Source organism: Lysinibacillus telephonicus (assembly GCF_003966145.1).
GTDB lineage: Bacteria > Bacillota > Bacilli > Bacillales_A > Planococcaceae > Ureibacillus > Ureibacillus telephonicus.
The window spans coordinates 54,802-72,502 of record NZ_RXNR01000020.1; the positions used below are offsets into that span (position 1 = coordinate 54,802).

General features: G+C 35.3%; 16 protein-coding genes, 2 tRNA genes and 1 pseudogene. 2 read left to right on the plus strand and 17 right to left on the minus strand.

Annotated features, from left to right (window positions below):
- Positions 1 to 5 precede the first annotated feature (5 nt).
- From EKG35_RS09055 to EKG35_RS09085, 7 genes are all read right to left on the minus strand, one after another.
- A complete protein-coding gene (locus EKG35_RS09055; protein ID WP_126294125.1) occupies positions 6 to 1,736 on the minus strand; it encodes a hydantoinase B/oxoprolinase family protein in 1,731 nt (576 codons plus the stop codon).
- Positions 1,737 to 3,773 carry a hydantoinase/oxoprolinase family protein gene (locus tag EKG35_RS09060; RefSeq protein ID WP_126294126.1) on the minus strand — a complete coding sequence of 679 codons (2,037 nt, stop codon included), beginning with the start codon at positions 3,771 to 3,773 and terminating at the stop codon, positions 1,737 to 1,739.
- A gap of 12 nt (positions 3,774 to 3,785) precedes the next feature.
- Positions 3,786 to 4,331, minus strand: coding sequence for a helix-turn-helix domain-containing protein (locus EKG35_RS09065; RefSeq protein WP_126294127.1), 546 nt, complete (start codon positions 4,329 to 4,331; stop codon positions 3,786 to 3,788).
- Positions 4,332 to 4,555: 224 nt separating this feature from the next.
- Positions 4,556 to 5,335, minus strand: a complete 780-nt coding sequence (locus EKG35_RS09070) for an alpha/beta hydrolase family protein (RefSeq protein ID WP_126294128.1) — start codon at positions 5,333 to 5,335, stop codon at positions 4,556 to 4,558.
- A complete protein-coding gene (locus EKG35_RS09075) occupies positions 5,319 to 5,786 on the minus strand; it encodes an NUDIX hydrolase (RefSeq protein WP_126294129.1) in 468 nt (155 codons plus the stop codon). Before EKG35_RS09075 ends, EKG35_RS09070 begins: the two co-directional genes overlap by 17 nt.
- A 53-nt stretch (positions 5,787 to 5,839) precedes the next feature.
- Positions 5,840 to 6,022, minus strand: coding sequence for a hypothetical protein (locus tag EKG35_RS21245; protein ID WP_246020273.1), 183 nt, complete (start codon positions 6,020 to 6,022; stop codon positions 5,840 to 5,842).
- A 339-nt stretch (positions 6,023 to 6,361) separates the two neighbouring features.
- Positions 6,362 to 6,811: a Dps family protein gene (locus EKG35_RS09085; RefSeq protein ID WP_126294130.1), complete on the minus strand. Its 450-nt coding sequence runs from the start codon at positions 6,809 to 6,811 to the stop codon at positions 6,362 to 6,364.
- Positions 6,812 to 7,049: 238 nt separating this feature from the next.
- On the opposite strand from EKG35_RS09085, the gene yidD reads away from it, so the two are divergent.
- Both yidD and EKG35_RS09095 read left to right on the plus strand, forming a co-directional pair.
- Positions 7,050 to 7,283 (plus strand): membrane protein insertion efficiency factor YidD, encoded by a 234-nt coding sequence (gene yidD / locus EKG35_RS09090; protein WP_126294131.1) that lies wholly within the window; start codon positions 7,050 to 7,052, stop codon positions 7,281 to 7,283.
- Positions 7,284 to 7,386: 103 nt separating this feature from the next.
- On the plus strand, positions 7,387 to 8,409 hold the full coding sequence (locus EKG35_RS09095; RefSeq protein ID WP_126294132.1) for a metal ABC transporter solute-binding protein, Zn/Mn family: 1,023 nt from the start codon (positions 7,387 to 7,389) through the stop codon (positions 8,407 to 8,409).
- A 141-nt stretch (positions 8,410 to 8,550) separates the two neighbouring features.
- On the opposite strand, the gene EKG35_RS09100 is transcribed toward EKG35_RS09095, so the two are convergent.
- From EKG35_RS09100 to EKG35_RS09140, 10 genes and pseudogenes are all read right to left on the minus strand, one after another.
- Positions 8,551 to 9,984 (minus strand): o-succinylbenzoate--CoA ligase, encoded by a 1,434-nt coding sequence (locus tag EKG35_RS09100; protein WP_126294133.1) that lies wholly within the window; start codon positions 9,982 to 9,984, stop codon positions 8,551 to 8,553.
- 156 nt (positions 9,985 to 10,140) lie between these two features.
- Positions 10,141 to 10,959 (minus strand): 1,4-dihydroxy-2-naphthoyl-CoA synthase, encoded by an 819-nt coding sequence (menB, locus tag EKG35_RS09105; RefSeq protein ID WP_126294134.1) that lies wholly within the window; start codon positions 10,957 to 10,959, stop codon positions 10,141 to 10,143.
- Positions 10,956 to 11,783 (minus strand): 2-succinyl-6-hydroxy-2,4-cyclohexadiene-1-carboxylate synthase, encoded by an 828-nt coding sequence (menH, locus tag EKG35_RS09110; RefSeq protein ID WP_126294135.1) that lies wholly within the window; start codon positions 11,781 to 11,783, stop codon positions 10,956 to 10,958. The genes menB and menH overlap by 4 nt, the downstream gene beginning before the upstream one ends.
- Positions 11,783 to 13,498 (minus strand): 2-succinyl-5-enolpyruvyl-6-hydroxy-3-cyclohexene-1-carboxylic-acid synthase, encoded by a 1,716-nt coding sequence (gene menD / locus EKG35_RS09115; RefSeq protein WP_126294136.1) that lies wholly within the window; start codon positions 13,496 to 13,498, stop codon positions 11,783 to 11,785. The genes menH and menD overlap by 1 nt, the downstream gene beginning before the upstream one ends.
- Positions 13,491 to 14,876 (minus strand): isochorismate synthase, encoded by a 1,386-nt coding sequence (locus EKG35_RS09120; protein ID WP_126294137.1) that lies wholly within the window; start codon positions 14,874 to 14,876, stop codon positions 13,491 to 13,493. Before EKG35_RS09120 ends, menD begins: the two co-directional genes overlap by 8 nt.
- Positions 14,877 to 15,096: 220 nt before the next feature.
- On the minus strand, positions 15,097 to 16,041 hold the full coding sequence (locus EKG35_RS09125; RefSeq protein WP_126294138.1) for a dipeptidase: 945 nt from the start codon (positions 16,039 to 16,041) through the stop codon (positions 15,097 to 15,099).
- 88 nt (positions 16,042 to 16,129) lie between these two features.
- Positions 16,130 to 16,651, minus strand: a complete 522-nt coding sequence (locus tag EKG35_RS09130) for a TraR/DksA C4-type zinc finger protein (RefSeq protein ID WP_126294139.1) — start codon at positions 16,649 to 16,651, stop codon at positions 16,130 to 16,132.
- A 247-nt stretch (positions 16,652 to 16,898) separates the two neighbouring features.
- A pseudogene (locus EKG35_RS21605) lies at positions 16,899 to 17,059 on the minus strand (ISL3 family transposase); the annotation flags it as partial.
- A 438-nt stretch (positions 17,060 to 17,497) separates the two neighbouring features.
- Positions 17,498 to 17,569: transfer RNA gene (locus tag EKG35_RS09135), tRNA-Glu, on the minus strand.
- Between the two features lie 17 nt (positions 17,570 to 17,586).
- Positions 17,587 to 17,677 (minus strand) — tRNA-Ser (locus EKG35_RS09140).
- Positions 17,678 to 17,701: the final 24 nt, after the last annotated feature.

The window sequence follows — 17,701 nt, forward strand, 5'->3', positions numbered from 1 at the left end:
TTTTTCTATATTTCTATTTTTCTAAAGCTATAAGTTTCCGAATCAATTTCTACACCAAAATATTTTCGTGCTTCTTCGATTGTAAAATAGCCATTTTTTACGTCCTGTGCAACCTTTTCTGGCGGTCTTAAATTTGGGTCTCCATAACCTCCACCTGCTCCAGTCATTAGTTGTACAACATCACCCTTCATGAGCTTATATCTTGGGTAAACTCCAAATGGTCCATCTTCAGTACCATCTGATTTTTTAATAATAAATTGATTTGGAGATCCTTGATGCCCTCCATTTACACCCCAAGGTAAAAACTTATTGCGTCCAAAAGTAACTGTAACGAGTTGATTATCAGTCATTGCACGATAGGAGCGAATAACACCTTTACCGCCAACATATTGACCAACACCAGAGCCGTCTCCATCGATTCGCAAACTATATTCATCAATCATAACCCCGTATCGAGTTTCTGCTACTTCTATAGGAACGTTGTAAGTTTCACCGTCTGAGAAACAAAACTGTCCTGATGCACCATCCATATTATTTGATGCTCCCCACCCACCGACAGAAGGCTCTACTATTAAGAAAGATTCCCCATCTTCATGGTGAGTTCCTGATAAGGTAACCGCACATACGGATAAAAATTGGCCAGCTGATAATCGATTTGGGATATGTGGAGCAAGTGCTTGCCAAATTAAATCTAAGCTGCCTAATAGTGTTTCAAAATAATTTGATACTGGCACCGGTCTTTCAGCAGACATAATCGATTTTTCATCTACAATAATTTTTAATGGTCTAAATACTCCATCATTCACGTCAATATCTGGGTTTGTAATTGCCAAGAAAATTGCTCGAACAGCAGAGGCTAACCCTGTAAACGAACAGTTCATAGGACCAGGTACTTGAGGTGAGCTGCCTCTAAAATCACAAATAAACTCTTCATCTGTAATAGTAACTTTCACTTTTATCGGGAATGGGCCATTACCTATGCCATCTGTATCAATAAAGTCTTCTGCATAAAAATCACCCTTTGGCAATTTAGTAAGTTCTGCTCTAGAAATTTTTTCTCCGTGATTTAAGTGATACGTAATCGCAGATTGAATAACTTCAGACGAATATTTTTCACATAACTCCTTGACGCGCTTTTCTCCTGTTTTAAGCGCCGCTACTTGCGCATACATATCTCCTAATGATAAGTCCGGGAAGCGTACATTGGCTGAAATGATTTCCACTAATGCCTCATTTACAACTCCCTCGTTAAACAATTTGATGCACGGGAATTGCAGCCCCTCCTGGAAGATATCTACTGCATCATTTGTAAACGAACCTGGGTCTTTTCCTCCAACTTCTGTCCAGTGAGCTTTATTCGCTGCAAAAGCAATTAATTTATTATCATGGAAAATTGGCATTACTAGACCGACATCAGATAAATGGGAGCCTCCACCTTGGTAAGGATCATTAATGATAATAACGTCTCCTTCTTTTAAGTTATCTCCCGGATATTTTGCTAATGTCTCTTTTACCATAAACGACAACATCCCGATAAATCCTGTCACTCCATTGCCTTGTGTCAGGAGATTTCCCTCTGCATCAGTTAAACCACTTGCATAATCTAGCACTTCATAAATTATTGGACTCATTGAAGTTCTTGCTAAAGCAATGAACATTTCATCGCCTGCTGCAAGTAAAGAATCTTTAACGATTTCTAAAGTAAATGGATCAAGCTTCACTGCATTTGCTGTCATTTATTTTTCCTCCTTTTCGATAATAAGATTTCCAAATACATCTTTCATTATCTTTTGAGATTTATAAACTACTGTTACAGCAGCCTTTTCTTCAATAATGACCGGTCCTGAAATTACTTGTTCTGTTGGCAACAAATCGCGGTCATAAACTGGAGTTGACACCCAACCTAATTGTTCAAAGTAAACATCTCTCACTTCTTTTTTTGCTTCCTCAAGTTCATGTTCAATACGAGATTCTTTAAGTTGCGGCTTTTTCACCTTACCAAAGGCTGTTAAATGGAAATTCACAATCTCAGTAGGAGACTCTGGTAAATTAAAAGTATAGTTTTTCTTATGAAGCTTATGGAATTCATTAATGATTCGCTCTTTATTAAATAAATCGCTAAGCTCAACCGGCACTTTTACTGTATGTTCTTGACCCAAATACCTCATGTCTAAATATAATTTGAATTCTACTAAACTCTCATCAATACCATCTGCAGAAAATTCCGACAAAGCCTTTGCTTCCATTTCCTTTACATGTGAGTTGAGTTCCTCAACTGATAACTCGTCCATTTTTTTAATATAAGTTTGAATATAATCATTTCGCAAATCAGTCATCAACATTCCCCACGCAGAGAAAACAGGAGATGCTACTGGGATAACAACTTTTTTCACACCAAGTTCTAGTGCTAATGCCGGTGCATGCATTGAACCACCGCCGCCAAATGCAATCAAAGTAAAGTCTTGTGGATCATATCCTTTACGAACAGAAATTAATTTAAGTGCGTTTAGCATATTGGAATTAGCGATACGAATGATTCCTAAAGCAGCTTCTTCAGCTGAAATATCAAATTTTCGGCCAATTTTACTTTCGATTGCGCCACGAACGGCATTTAAATCAACCTCATAATCGAAGTTTTTACTTGATAGACGGCCTGTTAATAAATTAGCATCTGTAGTAGTAGGCTCTGTTCCACCTAAGCCGTAAGCTACTGGTCCTGGATATGCACCTGCTGATTGTGGTCCAACTTTTAATGAACCTGCATCATCAATCCATGCAATAGAGCCGCCGCCATTACCAATCTCTACAATATCAACAACCGGTGTTTTAATTGGATAGCCAGCATTTCGGTTGTCCTTTTCAATATAGTAATCTGTTGAAAGCTTTACTTCTCCGTTCTCAATTAATGAACATTTTGCAGTTGTTCCTCCAATATCAAAGGCAATAATATTATTCTCACCTATAAATTCACCTAAAACTGCTGCACCTAAAACTCCTGCAACCGGTCCTGATTCAACCATAGTAATTGGTGAATTTTTCGCTCGATTAAACTTTGAAGTTCCACCGTTGGATTGCATAATATAACTTTGTTTGAAGTTTGAATTTTCGGAAATTTTATTTTCCAATCTTTCTATATACTCACCTGCTATCGGCTGTACGTATGCATTTAGAACAGCTGTGTTCGTACGTTCATATTCGCGCCACTCTTTAGTAATCTCACTTGAAGCAGTTACCTTTACTTCTGGCCAAAGTTCACGAATCCATTGTACTGTTTGAATCTCATGGGTAGGATTTACATATGAATGCAAATACGCTACAGCTATCGCTTCTACTTGTTCTTTTTTAAACTCTTCTATGATTTCTTCAATTTCAGAACGTTCTAGTGGAGCAACCACTTCACCTTTAAAATTTAAACGTTCAGAAACTTCTTTTCGCAAATAGCGCTCAACAAATGGTTTCGGCTTCTCATACTTCACATTAAACAAATCAGGACGATTGCCGCGCGCAATTTCTAATACATCACGGAATCCTTTTGTAGTGATTAAACCTGTTTTTGCTCCTTTACGTTCAGTCAATGCATTGATAATAACCGTTGTTCCATGAATAAACATGTCGCTGTTTTTACCTGTCTCACCGATTTTATCCAACACATCAATTACACCATTTTCAAAATGCGGCGGCGTTGTACTACTTTTTGCAATGCCAAAATTCCCTAAATCATCAACATATACTAAATCTGTAAAAGTACCTCCAATATCTGTAGCTATTCTCATTTGAATCCCCCTTTAAAAAATAATCGGTATAACAATACTAATAACTGTTGAATTTGTTTCTAGTGGATTTTCCCATTGGTGCTCCACGGATGATGGGAAATGGATTGTATCTCCAACATAAAGATGGTGTTTTTCGTTATTTAAATAAAAAATAACTTCCCCTTCTAATACATAATAGAATTCCTCTCCGTTGTGAGAATATTGCTGTTCCTCTTTAATCTTTGGAGGGAGGGTAACTAGTAGAGGTTCTAATTTTCGATTTCCGAAGCTTCCTGCTAACCTAGTGTAGATTTGACTTCCGAAATTGGTTGTAAACTCATGTCGTTCATTTTTACGAACTACATAATTCTCTGCCCTTACTTCTTCCTCAAAAAAGTAATTCATATTTACTTCAAGGGCAATTGCAATTTTTTGTAAAGATGTTATGGAAAGAGAAGTAGCTCCGCGTTCTACCTGTGAAATAAAACTCAATGACAAGCCAGTTTTTTCTGCTAGATCTTTTAATGTCATATTTTGTTTTACACGAAGCTCCTTAATCTTTGAATAAACCTCTTCCAATTTTGCACCTCCTTTTTTTAGCATTACTGTAATAATTACAATATATCATAATTAATTTTCTGAATAAATAGATAAATAACAAAATATCGGAAAAATTTTAATATTTTAAAATTTAAAAGAGAACCGCCCATTATTTTGTTTGGACGATTCCCTATTGACAAGGATCTTAATGCAAAAAAATAGAAGGACTGTCCAAGTTTCTAGACAGTCCTCGCATTAAAAGATTAAATTGTTTTCATCCATTCACAAAGTGCTTTAACCGTTTTTCTGTTTACTTCAGGAGGATAATGGTGAGAAAGTCCAGATGCATACCATGTTTCCACCTGTTTCTTTTCTTCCATCAATTTTTGTTCAAGCTCATATGATTGATCAATGCTGACGTTGTCGTCTTCTGTTCCGTGAATAATAAGAACTGGTGCATTAATTTTATCAACTTTATAAAGTGGTGTTCGTTCATCATATTTTTCTTGTTCTTTATTCGGTGATCCACCGATTATTCTCTTTAATGTTCTACGCATATCTACACGTTCCATATACATTGAAGTTACATTTGAAACGCCGGCCCATGTTACGACCGATTTAATATCATTTCGTAAAATAGCTGTCCATAGTGCCATTAATCCGCCACGCGAAAAACCAAACAGATGTACATCATCCACATTTGCAATTTGTTTCAATAGTTCTACACTATTTACAGCATCGCAGCGATCGTCACCAGCAAATTCATCCCTTCCTTCCCCTCCCCGATTTCCTCGATAGTAGGGGGCAAAAACGACAAACCCATGACTCGCAAATTGAGCAATTCGACTCGGTCGAACCATTCCGATAGATTGCAATCCACCGCGCAAATAAAGAAGAGCTCTATATTTCCCTTGTGCTTTTGGTTTTGCAAGTAATCCCTTTACACGATATCCTTGTGACCAATATACAATTTCTTGTAATTGTACAGTTGAATTGGGTGACGGATAGCTTCTTATAGATTCAATACTACCATTGTCTTTCATGATACTTCACTTCCTGTAACATCTTTTTCATTCCATCATCCTTCATGAAGAAGCTTAAATTTGAATGATTCATTAATTCTTCAGTTGAAAGCCATGTCATACCGATTGTTTCATACTCTCCGATAAAGGGATCTACTTTTTCCACTTTCCCTGTAAATACCGCCTTACAAAAAGGTACTTTATCATGCACGACATAGTATGCAAACCATTTTAAATCTGTTATATGTACAGCTGTTTCCTCATAAACTTCACGGATAGCTGCCTGTTGTAAGGTTTCACCAGGCTCAACTTTGCCTCCAGGAAATTCTACACCGCGTTTTTTATTAATTGTACAAAGCCATTTTCCTTGATAAAGCACAAAAACAATTACATGCTTTGGCTCAATATCAAATGGACCTTCATCAAATCTTAAATTCACCTTACATCCATTATTATCTATAAAAGTAAACATCCCTTTGCTCATCTCCTATACTTATTATAGTCTAGCTAAGGGATGCACTGTAATCAATGGAAATATGGCAGTTGCTTGACAAATTCTTTTGTATGGTCATCTCCAAATTCATGGATAAGAGCATAAATTTTTTTTAATCGAGTATCAATTTCATCGTTAGATGCATCTAAATGATATGGGATATAAGGAAGATGTGCGCGTACAGCATTATCAAATTCTAATGAATCGATTTGCATAAATAGTCTTTCGAATATTTGTGCTTTATTTTGATCCAATTGAAGTTTAAATTCACATGGCAACCCTAAAGGAATATAACTAAAGGACTGGTTTAGGACTGAAACGTAAATTGTTGTTTGATCTATGATAATCACTCCTTTTCATTAAGTATGGTACGAAAAAATAGTAGTTATTCAAAAGTGTACAGCCACAAAAATTGTTAAAAGTTTTCTAGTTAAAATAAAAAATCCGCCGTTAAAGCGGATTTTTCTATGATAAATAAAAAGTAATTGATTTATGATAGTCGTTTTTCTTAGCAGTCCGATTGCTTTACCCTTTTCATTGTAAAGCTTTAATTTTTATTGGTTATTCCCTAAAAACGCTGACAGCATCCATGTATGTTTTTCTAAGCTCTGAACAACCGCATTTAGCATATCCTCTGTGCGGTCATCACCTTCTTCAGCTGCTTTTCCCATTGCTTCTTTTAAAGCAGTCATAATTGTTTTAAAGTCAGAAATTGTCGTTTGTACCATTTCTTCAGTCGACTCTGTTCCAGTTGCTTCTTTAATGTGTGACATTTGAAGATGCTCTGATAAGGTTGCTACTGGCTTTCCCCCTTTTGTAAGGATACGCTCAGCAACTTCATCTAAATTTAATGTTACTTCATTGTACAGCTCTTCAAATTTTGCGTGAAGTGTGAAGAAGGAAGGGCCGTTTACGTACCAATGATAGTTGTGTAATTTCGTATAAAGTACGGACCATGTTGCAACTAAATCATTTAATTGTTCAATTAATGTTTTGTTTGCCATAAAAATCACCTCAACCGGATAATGTAATTAGGAAATGCTATAAATTAAACTAGTTGTTGCATATAATTCAAAAAATAAAATGATAAAATTTTTTAATCTTTAATACATCTTTACTATAACCGTTCTTCTAAAAATTAAACATCCGGTGAACATAAAAGCATTTTGTTACTTCTATTTAAGAGAAGTGGTATATTTAGAAAATAAATAGATTTTAATATAAAAATCAGGAGTAAAAAAAATGAAATATCCCTTTATTTGGCTCATTCAATTTTATCGAAAATTTATTTCACCTATAACGCCTCCAACTTGCCGTTTTCACCCAACTTGCTCTCAATATGGCTTAGAAGCTTTTCAAAAGCATGGAGCAATTAAAGGTTTAATATTAACGATTATTCGCATATTAAAATGTCAACCATTTCATCCTGGAGGATTTGATCCGGTACCAGAAAAATGGCCTTCGAAAAAAAAATAAAATCGGAGGCTTTTTTTTATTGTTATTTTTTCATTGTTCATGTATTATTGAAAATGTTGAAAATACAAATCGTAATTATTACTATTTAAAAAGGTGTGATTTAATGAAAAAATTATCATTTTTATTATTGTTTGCACTAATACTTGTTTTAACAGCTTGTAATAGTACAAACATTGATACGAATTCAGTTAGTGAAACTACTTCGAATCAAGAAGAATCTAAGAAATTAAATATTTATACTACAGTTTATCCATTAAGCTACTTTGCAGAACGTATTGGTGGAGACTACGTAAATGTTTCTTCCATCTATCCTCCTGGAGCAAATGAGCATACGTTTGAACCAACTCAGCAAGATATGATGAAATTGGCTGACTCTGACTTATTTTTCTACATCGGTCTTGGATTAGAAGGCTTTGTTGAAAATGCAAAAGAAACTTTAGAAAATGAAAATGTTAAACTTGTTGCAGCAGCTGATAGTGTTTCAGATGAAAAGTTAAATGCAACAACAGAACATGAACATGCACATGAAGAAGTAGAGCATGAGCATGCAGAAGATGAACATGCACATGAAGAAGGATCTCATGATGAGCATAACCATGGAGATATTGATCCTCATATTTGGTTATCTCCTACTATTTCACAAGATTTAGCATTATCAATTAAAAATGAACTTGTTGAAACTTTGCCAGAACAAGAAAAAACATTCAATGATAACTATAACCAATTAGTCTCAGAGCTTGAATCATTAGATCAAGATTTTAAAAAAATGGCTTCTGAAGCTGCAACAAAAACATTCTTTATATCTCATGCTTCATTTGGCTATATTGCCCAAACATATGGATTAGAGCAGGTTGCAGTTGCTGGGCTAAACTCGCAAAGTGAACCTTCTCAAAAAGAATTAACGCAAATTGTTGAGCAAGCAAAAGAATTAAATATAAAATATATTTTATTTGAACAAAACGTTTCTTCTAAACTTGCTTCAGTTATTCAAAAGGAAGTAGGTGCAGATACACTAACATTGCATAACCTAAGCGTATTAACAGAAGAAGATATCAAAAATAATGAAACTTATTTTACATTGATGGAAAAGAATATTGACACGTTACAGAAAGCTTTAAATCCATAAAGTAGCATATAAACAGCCTTTAGCTATAATATTCACTTCTTTTGAATCAAAAAGGCGTATACAACGAGTGGAACTACGACCTTTATCTAATAAAAGACCCCGAATAATTGACAAATATACAGTCAATTTTCGAGGTCTTTTTTATAATAATTCTTTTAGCTTTCTTCTTAATAATTTATTAGAGCCATTTCGCGGAAGTGCTTGTACAAAGTAAATCTGTTTAGGTACTTTATATTTTGCTAATCTCGTTAAACAAAACTCTTTTATTTGCTCTTTCGAAACATCATATTTTAGGACAACAAATGCCGCTGGTACTTCTCCCCATGTTTCATCCGCCATACCACAAACGCCCGCCTCGCGAATTGCATCATGGCTCATTAACACATTTTCAATTTCGGCTGGATAAATATTTTCTCCACCAGAAATAATTAAATCTGAACGGCGATCTATAACAAAAAGATATCCTTCCTCATCTAAATATCCAATATCGCCTGTATGAAGCCAACCATCCTCAGTTGCACTTTTTTCTGAAAAACGGCCTATATACCCAGGTGTAACATGTGGTCCACGTATTAATATTTCGCCTTCATTTTTAGGGCCACTTGCATTAGCAATTTTTATTTGATTGAAAAATAAAGGTTTCCCGGCAGAACCTATTTTTCTAAATGCATCTTCATAAGATAATGTTGCTGTTTGTGATGAGGTTTCAGTCATTCCATATGTTTGAGATACAGCTAACCCGAGACGTTTTGCCCTCTCAAGATAATTTACTGGCACAGGGCCTCCTCCAGCAAGTATGATTTTAAACCTTGGAGAAGCTTTTAAGTTTTGCTGCTCTAATCCATGTAAAATTCTCTCTAATGTGAAAGCAACAACTGACATATGCGTTACTTCACCATAAGCTATATCATGAATAGCCTCTTCTTTATCAAACTTTTTATATAGCTTTACTTGATTCCCATATAGCAATGAACGTACTAAAATTGAGAAACCACTAATGTGAAATAATGGAACAGCGCACAGCCAAACATCATCTTCTGATAATCCGATATTTAAAACGGATGATAGGGCGCTTGCTTGATGGTTTCCAACTGTTTGTCGAACCCCTTTTGGAAAACCAGTTGTTCCCGATGTATACATAATCGATGTTGTTTGTTCTAAAGACCATTCTTCATTAATGGATATTTCCTGCACCTTAATTTTCTCTACATCTGAAAATAAAAGGAATGTTGTTTGTTCTGGAAGTAATTCAAGATCTTCATCGTCAACTAACACAACAGATACTTCCGAATCTTGTATTTGGTACTGCAGCTCACCTTTTGATAATTTACGATTAAGCATCACCATCTCACATTGCAAATGCATACAAGCATACATCATAAAAACAGATTGTGGATGATTAGGTCCTAATATCGCAACTCGCTCTTTTCGTTTAATCCCTAAAGCAATAAGCTGCTGAGCTCTTTTTACAGAGATATCTTTTATTTGTTCAAAAGTCCATGACTCTTGTTCAAATTTAAGTGCAATACGTGTTGGCGTTAAACGTGCACGTTGTAAAATCCAGTTAGGATACATTTTTCTTCCTCCTACTACTTGCAATAGTACTATTTTAACGCTACAACCTATAGTCTTCAAAAAAATTATATAAAAAAGAGGCGATTAGAAATTTATTTTTCTAACCCCCTCCTTTTAAATAAAAATTAAACTTTCGAAAAGCTTAATGCCCTTGCATTAAGGGAATCTTGGGAATTGACCAAAGTCTGGCTTGCGTTTTTCTTTAAATGCATCGCGGCCTTCTTTTGCTTCATCAGTTGTGTAGTAAAGAAGTGTAGCGTCACCAGCCATTTGTTGAAGTCCTGCTAAACCATCTGTATCCGCATTCATTGCTGCTTTTAGGAAGCGAAGAGCAGTTGGTGACATTTCAAGCATTTCTTCACACCATTTTACTGTTTCATCTTCTAATTGCTCATAAGGTACAACTGTGTTAACTAGACCCATTTCAAGTGCTTGTTGTGCATCATATTGACGACATAAGTACCAAATTTCACGGGCTTTCTTGTGACCAACGATACGTGCTAAATAACCTGAGCCATATCCAGCATCGAAGGAACCTACTTTTGGTCCTGTTTGACCGAAGCGGGCATTATCCGCTGCAATTGTTAAGTCACATACTACATGTAATACATGTCCACCACCAATTGCATATCCAGCTACCATTGCAACAACTGGTTTTGGAATTACACGAATTAAACGCTGTAAGTCTAATACGTTTAGACGTGGGATGTTATCATCACCAACATAACCGCCATGGCCGCGAACTTTTTGGTCTCCGCCTGAGCAGAAAGCCATTTCACCTTCACCTGTTAGGATAATTACTCCTACATTTTTATCATCTCTTGCTCGCGAAAATGCATCAATCATTTCCTCAACTGTTTTAGGTCGAAATGCATTACGAACCTCTGGACGGTTAATCGTAATTTTTGCAATTCCATTATAGAACTCATACTTAATATCTTCGTAAGTATGTAAAGTTGTCCATTCACGCGTCATTGAATTACCCCCTTATTTCTTTTTAAAGCGTCCTCTACTATTGTAGCAAATTGCTTAGGATTTTCCACATGAATTGCATGTCCTGTATTTTCTACTAGTAAATGTTCTCCATTTGGCAATTCCTCAATCATTTTTTGTGCGATAAAATAAAATTTTTCATCCAATGAACCAGTTATTAAAGTAACTGGTAAGTTGATGTTATTAAGTTGAGACCAAAGCTCGTCTTGTGCCCCTGTTCCCATTCCACGTAGACTATTAGCTAGTCCAATTTCTGTTTGTGCTAATCTTTCTTCCCTTACAGCTTGTTGAATAGGGGCAGGTAAAGTTTTTTGAGTAGCAAATAGAGCAATGTTTTCCCACATTTCTACAAAGTCTTTGATGCCTTGATGTTCAATTTTATTTGCAAGTGCTTCATCAGACATTCTTCTAGCAGCCCGTTCTTCCTCTGTTTTTAAACCGGGAGAAGCACTTTCCAAAATCAATTGTTTTACTCGTTTTGGATACGCAACAGTATAAAATAATGCCACACGTCCTCCCATTGAGTAGCCCAGCAGTACAAATTGTTCTAAATCTAATTGAATAAAGGTTTGCTCTAATAACTTTATTTGCGCCTGCATTGTGTAGCTCGAAACATCCTCAGGAGCCTCAGTTTGTCCATGACCGATTAAATCAATAGCAATGATTCGAATATTGGGCAAGTATGAAGCAACCTGCTCCCATGTCCCAACAGTTCCTGTAAATCCGTGAAGCATGACAATTGTCTGTTCTGCAGCTTTATTCCATATTCGAACATGTACTTTTATTCCGTTGACAGATAATATCATTATTCCAACTCCGTATGAATTCGTTGCCAAAGATTACGATGGGCAATCACATTTTTTTGACGGTCTGTAAATATTTCAATTAAACGCAATGGATTTTCATTTTCTTTGTTGAATAATTGATTCAATTCATTGAACTCTTGAATTCGAACATATTCCATATTGTACATATTCGCTACTGCTTCAAACTGTAATGATGTTGGTGTTCCAAATAAATCCTCATAATACTCTTTTACTGTTGACTGTGAAAGATAAGAGAAAATGCCACCCCCATCATTATTTAATACAATTACAGTAATTTTACATGGCTGATAACGAGTTGTAATAAGTGCATTCACATCATGTAAAAATGCTAAGTCGCCAATTAACAGGAAAAGCTCCCGTTCTTTCCTTCCTTGACTAAAGCCAATTGCCGTTGACATAACACCATCGATGCCATTTGCACCTCGATTTGCAAAGATTTGAATATCTTTAGATGTTGGCAATAAAAAAGTATCAATATCACGAATTGGCATACTGCTGCTTACAAAAAGATCACTTTCGTTCGGTAAGTTCTCTAGCAAATATCGAACAACGGCACCTTCATCTGATTCAATTTCAGCATATTCCTTAATATGCTTCACCGCTACCTCTTCGCTATTACGCCACTTATTTAAATAATCTTTATCAAAATTGCTGCTATCAATGTTCAATTCATTTAACCAGTTGCCTACATTGGCGTGAATAAAATGAGTTGAAACTGCACTTGAATCTCGGAACATTGGATCTTCGTCAATGACTATATAATTACTAGGCAGCGATTCTGTTAAAAATATTGTTAAAAATTTTGATACCGGTTGGGCTCCAAAGCGAATTACAGTATCAGCTACGACTTTTTCTTTAAAGTTACTGTTTTTTAACAATGCATCGTATGTAGAAATTATATAAGGTGTGCAATCCTCAGGTACATTTGCTCTAAGATTGGACAAGCTTTCAACAAGAACAGGCCATTTTAATTTGCGGATAAATGACCAAATTTGCTTTAAGTCTGACCCAAGCGCTAGTTCACCGACAATAATAAACCCTCTTTTAGTTTGATTAATAGCCGTTGCAAGTACATCTTTTGCCTGTTCTGACGGAGCTATTTTGCCAACAAAGCTGCTATGAAAGGTTTGTGCTGGAAGCTCTTCTTGAAAATCAATAAGCAATGGTTCTCGAAACGGAACATTAAAATGAACAGGACCAAATGGAGGGGTAGTGGCAATATTAACTCCACGTGCAATATGACGTTCAATATATGGCAATGTTTGCTTTGCCCCATCTGGAATCGGAAACTCTGCAGTCCATTTAACCTGTTCCCCATAAAGCCTTATTTGATTAATAGCTTGAGGTGCACCAACCTCACGTAATTCATGAGGACGATCCGCTGTTATAACAACTAAGGGTACTCGAGCATATTTTGCTTCTACGATTGCAGGGAAATAGTTTGCTGCAGCGGTACCAGAAGTACATAAGAGTACAACTGGTTTTGCTTTAGCTTTTGCTATACCTAATGCAAAGAATGCTGCTGAGCGTTCATCTACTTGTCTATAAACATTAAGATTTTTTGTTGAAGCAAACGCATATGCTAGCGGCGTCGAGCGAGAACCAGGACTAATTACAATATCTTCAACACCATTTTGAACTAAAGATGCTACAACTTGATATACATATCTCGTTAAAATTTCACGTTCATTCATTCAATTGTCCTCCTAAAGCGCGCAGCATTGGACGGAATTTCACTAACGTTTCCTCATATTCAGAAGTTGGCTCCGAATCAGCTACAATCCCACCGCCTGCGTATAAAAATGCCTTATTATTAATTTGCGCAGCAGATCGAATAGCTACAGCAAATTCACCATTTCCCTCTGCATCAATCCATCCTAACGGAGCTGCATACAATCCACGATTCATCGATTCGTATCTACGAATAACAGCTAATGCTTCCTTGCGAGGGACTCCGCCTAAAGCAGGCGTGGGATGTAAGTGCTTCACCAGTTGCAAAATTGTTGCATCTGGCGTTAATTTTCCCTCAACAGGTGTATAGAGATGTTGGATATCACGTATTTTTAATAATTTTGGGTTTTTAGGCACTTTGTAATCAAGGCAATTCTTTGCAAACGTTTCCGCAATCATCTCAACTACATATCGATGCTCACCTAAATTTTTGGCATCGTTTAATAAGCTTTGTCCAAGCATTTTATCTTCTTCTGCAGTTTTACCACGCTTTATGGATCCTGCTACACAAGATGAAAAAGCATTCCCATCCTCTACTTTTACTAATCGTTCTGGTGAGGCGCCAAAGAATAAAAGGTCATCACGTTCTAAACCAAATAAATAGCTCTCGGGTTGTTCATTGATTACATGTGATAACACTTGTGGAGATGTTAAAGTATCACTAAATGCCATTTCAAGAGCTCTAGCAATAACAACTTTTTCTGCCTTGTTTTGTTTAATTAAACTTGTAACTTCATTAATTGAATTTAAATAGTCTTCCTTATAAAGCTCAAGATAATTTGCCATTGCTGGTTTTTCATACATTTTTACTTCTCTTACTTGAGCTGCATGAATTAAATGATCTCGTTCTTGGCGTAATGCCTCAAATTCCTCTAAGCTATCTTCCTTATCTGTCACTAAATGAATGCTTACATATGCATTATCATTCCGGATGACAAGTTGAAAAGTAGCTACTGCAAAAAAGCTTTGAGGAAAATCTCCCCATACATCTTTTTTGTCATTTTCCGGATCGAAAGTAAATCCACCAAAAAGTATAGGTTGTGGTTCACTCTCTTCCTTTACGATATTTTTCGTAAGTTCTTTCCACTCTTCTTCAACAAGGTCAAAGCGATTGTTATTCGCATTATTTTCAATAACGTAGGCATGACCAAGACCTACTAAAGTAAACGTCTTTTCACGATTTTGCCAGAAAAATCGTTGTCCTTTATATTGTTTTTCACCTGCTGCAAAAAATGCTAACGCAGATAATCGGTTAACTTCAATCGTTTCTATATAGAAGGATAATTTTGAGTTAACTGTTCCCACTTCTACTTCAGTGGTCTGTAACCACTTCTGATGCATGAAACTTCCCTCCGTCAAAAAATCAATAATTCGCATAAAAATAGCAGAAATATAATTCTGCTACCTATAACAACTATTATTGAATAACTAACATCGAATTATTTATTATCATTTCTATCATATCACTTTTTTCTCACTTACAATATCGATATCACTTATTCCCTTAGATTTTTTATATGTAAAAATAACAAAACTCTCCATAATAAAAAGCGCAAAATTATTACATTTTGCGCCCTTCAATAGTAGATACAAAATTAACTAAACCTGAATAAGCCAATAAATTAACTTCATCTTCAGTAAATTTTTCTAATAAAGCTTGAATTAAGTTTGGAAATTCAGATGCATTTGATAATTTCTCTACAAACAATGGCTCAATTCCATCAAAATCGGAGCCAAATCCAATATTCTCTATCCCTACAAGATTTGATAAATGCTCTACATGTTTTACTAACGTTTCTATTGTAGCATGGTCTTCTCCTTTTTGAATAAATGGCGGATAAAATACGACGTGGATTCTTCCCCCATGGTTAACTAATTGTTTTACTTGGTCATCCGTTAAGTTTCGTGGATGATCACATAATGTTCTTGCATTACAATGACTAGCTAAAATATATTTTGATAATGGCAGCAAGTCATAAAATCCCTTTTCATTTAGATGAGCTACATCGATAATAATATTACGTTCATTCAATAAATCGATAACATCTTTAGCAAATGGCTTTAACCCTTTTGAGCTATCTTCTAATGTTCCATAAGCGACTTCATTTTCGTAATTCCATGTTAAACCGACTAATTTAACACCTGCATCTAAAATCACTCGAAGTTTTTCAAGATCGTCCCCAATACAATCACAGCCTTCCAAACTTAATACAGCACCAATTTGTCCATCCTCTAGGTCATTAATTTGATTCCATTCCGTTATATGAATCATTTCAGGTTCACTTAAAACTTTTGTATGAAAGGCTTCAATTTGACGTGCAGCTTCTAAAAATTTTCGTTCTTGTGGAACACTTGGATGAATAAAAATTGCAAATACTTGAACTTTTACATTACCGGCCTTTAAGTTGTTTAAATTGGCATCGAGCCTACTATCATTTCGAAAATCTACATTTTCCAATCGAGTTAATTTTTCCAATACATCACAATGTAAATCAATAATCTGCATGTATCCACCACCATTTAAGTCTTTTATACATTGTATAAAATTTGGCAGATACATTCCATATTTATTTAAATATCAGTTTTCCGGTTAATTATTGTAGCCGATCACGAATTGATGTTTCTTGGTTATTTTGATGAATAATCTCTTGTGGTACATCTTGTGGACTATCTGAAGAAGGAAATTCTCCAGAACCATCTTCGAAATCTACTGTTTTTAAAGATTTATGTGTTAGCTCATCCATGATTACCTCTTCTACAGGTCTTGTTTCCATATCAATTTTCTCCTGGCTATGCTCTTTACAAGTTAATGTAGACGGCACAGCCTCTAGTCTTTCAAAAGATATTTCCTTATGACAAACCTTGCATTTACCATATGTCCCATCGTCAATTGCCTTTAATGCTGCTTCTATTTTATCTATACTTTCTTGTTTATAGTCATCCATTGCATATTCTGTTAGCTGGATAGTTAAATCAGAAGCATTGTCTCCTGGGTGATTATCATAATTCGATAATTCAGTTCGGTCTATATCATCATGTGTTTCTATTCCCTCTTTTAAGTCCTTTAATTCTTCTAATAATTGGTTTTTCAATTGTTCGATTTGTGATTGATTCATGTCATTTCCTCCTTCTACGTATCATTAATTTTTGCTTAAATTAGTTTTTTCAAACGTAGAAAAATTGAAAACTGCATAAATTCTGAAATACAGTAATATCAAAAAGCTAATTTAATTCTCTTTAGTGATGAAACGTATCATAATAGTTTATTAAAGAGGATTAAAAATCTTTTTAAATTTATATTTTGTACAAATTAAGTTTTTTAGACTCTTTGTCAATAGGCGGGGCTGACATCATTTCCCACCCCTATCCAATAACGTTTTCAATATTTTCATAGTGATGTGTTAATAGTAATTTTGCACGGAAACGCTTGAAACTTCTAAAAGCCAAAAGCGTTTCGTTTTATTACCTTAGTTAAACTCTTACACAAATCTATTTGAATAATTAAATACAAAGCTATTTATGATAAGACATATATTAAAAACGGTCCATAGTAAATAATTCGGTAGATTAAACAATTTTACAATAAAAAAATCTCTAAATATATTTTACTAAAGTTGCTGTGGCAAAAGATTAAGATAGGAGTTAAGTGAAATATGAATTCTAACATAAATTTACCTGGACTTAAAGAAACAAAGAAATAAGAGAAGGACAATATATTATCTATTTTGATATCTTTGAAAAAACATTGTCGTCTTACATGGGGGAAAGAAACGCAGCGTTTTCATAATTATCGAATCCAAATAAGCATTTAAAAGTCATGGTGTGAAAAACTATATTTATTAAAAACGCCGTTATATCTATACCCCATTGGTAATCAGGTATAGGGATACATCTTGCTTTTCTCTTATTCTTCAAAAAAAAAACACTCTCAAGATATTTAATATCTTGAGAGTGTTTTTTGATGACCCGTACGGGATTCGAACCCGTGTTACCGCCGTGAAAGGGCGGTGTCTTAACCACTTGACCAACGGGCCAAACAACAAACTATGTATGGCGGAGAAGGAGGGATTTGAACCCTCGCGCCGGTTACCCGACCTACACCCTTAGCAGGGGCGCCTCTTCAGCCTCTTGAGTACTTCCCCATATGGCTCCGAAGGTAGGACTCG

What these genes read in the sequence shown, in the direction of transcription:
- EKG35_RS21245 (WP_246020273.1), bottom strand. Translation starts at nt 6,022, where the DNA reads ATGCAAATCGATTCATTAGAATTTGATAATGCTGTACGCGCACATCTT.
- EKG35_RS09095 (WP_126294132.1), top strand. Translation starts at nt 7,387, where the DNA reads ATGAAAAAATTATCATTTTTATTATTGTTTGCACTAATACTTGTTTTA.
- EKG35_RS09120 (WP_126294137.1), bottom strand. Translation starts at nt 14,876, where the DNA reads ATGCATCAGAAGTGGTTACAGACCACTGAAGTAGAAGTGGGAACAGTT.
- EKG35_RS09085 (WP_126294130.1), bottom strand. Translation starts at nt 6,811, where the DNA reads ATGGCAAACAAAACATTAATTGAACAATTAAATGATTTAGTTGCAACA.
- EKG35_RS09130 (WP_126294139.1), bottom strand. Translation starts at nt 16,651, where the DNA reads ATGAATCAATCACAAATCGAACAATTGAAAAACCAATTATTAGAAGAA.
- yidD (WP_126294131.1), top strand. Translation starts at nt 7,050, where the DNA reads ATGAAATATCCCTTTATTTGGCTCATTCAATTTTATCGAAAATTTATT.
- EKG35_RS09075 (WP_126294129.1), bottom strand. Translation starts at nt 5,786, where the DNA reads ATGTTTACTTTTATAGATAATAATGGATGTAAGGTGAATTTAAGATTT.
- EKG35_RS09055 (WP_126294125.1), bottom strand. Translation starts at nt 1,736, where the DNA reads ATGACAGCAAATGCAGTGAAGCTTGATCCATTTACTTTAGAAATCGTT.
- EKG35_RS09125 (WP_126294138.1), bottom strand. Translation starts at nt 16,041, where the DNA reads ATGCAGATTATTGATTTACATTGTGATGTATTGGAAAAATTAACTCGA.
- menH (WP_126294135.1), bottom strand. Translation starts at nt 11,783, where the DNA reads ATGATATTATCTGTCAACGGAATAAAAGTACATGTTCGAATATGGAAT.
- EKG35_RS09070 (WP_126294128.1), bottom strand. Translation starts at nt 5,335, where the DNA reads ATGAAAGACAATGGTAGTATTGAATCTATAAGAAGCTATCCGTCACCC.
- EKG35_RS09060 (WP_126294126.1), bottom strand. Translation starts at nt 3,773, where the DNA reads ATGAGAATAGCTACAGATATTGGAGGTACTTTTACAGATTTAGTATAT.
- menB (WP_126294134.1), bottom strand. Translation starts at nt 10,959, where the DNA reads ATGACGCGTGAATGGACAACTTTACATACTTACGAAGATATTAAGTAT.
- EKG35_RS09100 (WP_126294133.1), bottom strand. Translation starts at nt 9,984, where the DNA reads ATGTATCCTAACTGGATTTTACAACGTGCACGTTTAACGCCAACACGT.
- menD (WP_126294136.1), bottom strand. Translation starts at nt 13,498, where the DNA reads ATGAATGAACGTGAAATTTTAACGAGATATGTATATCAAGTTGTAGCA.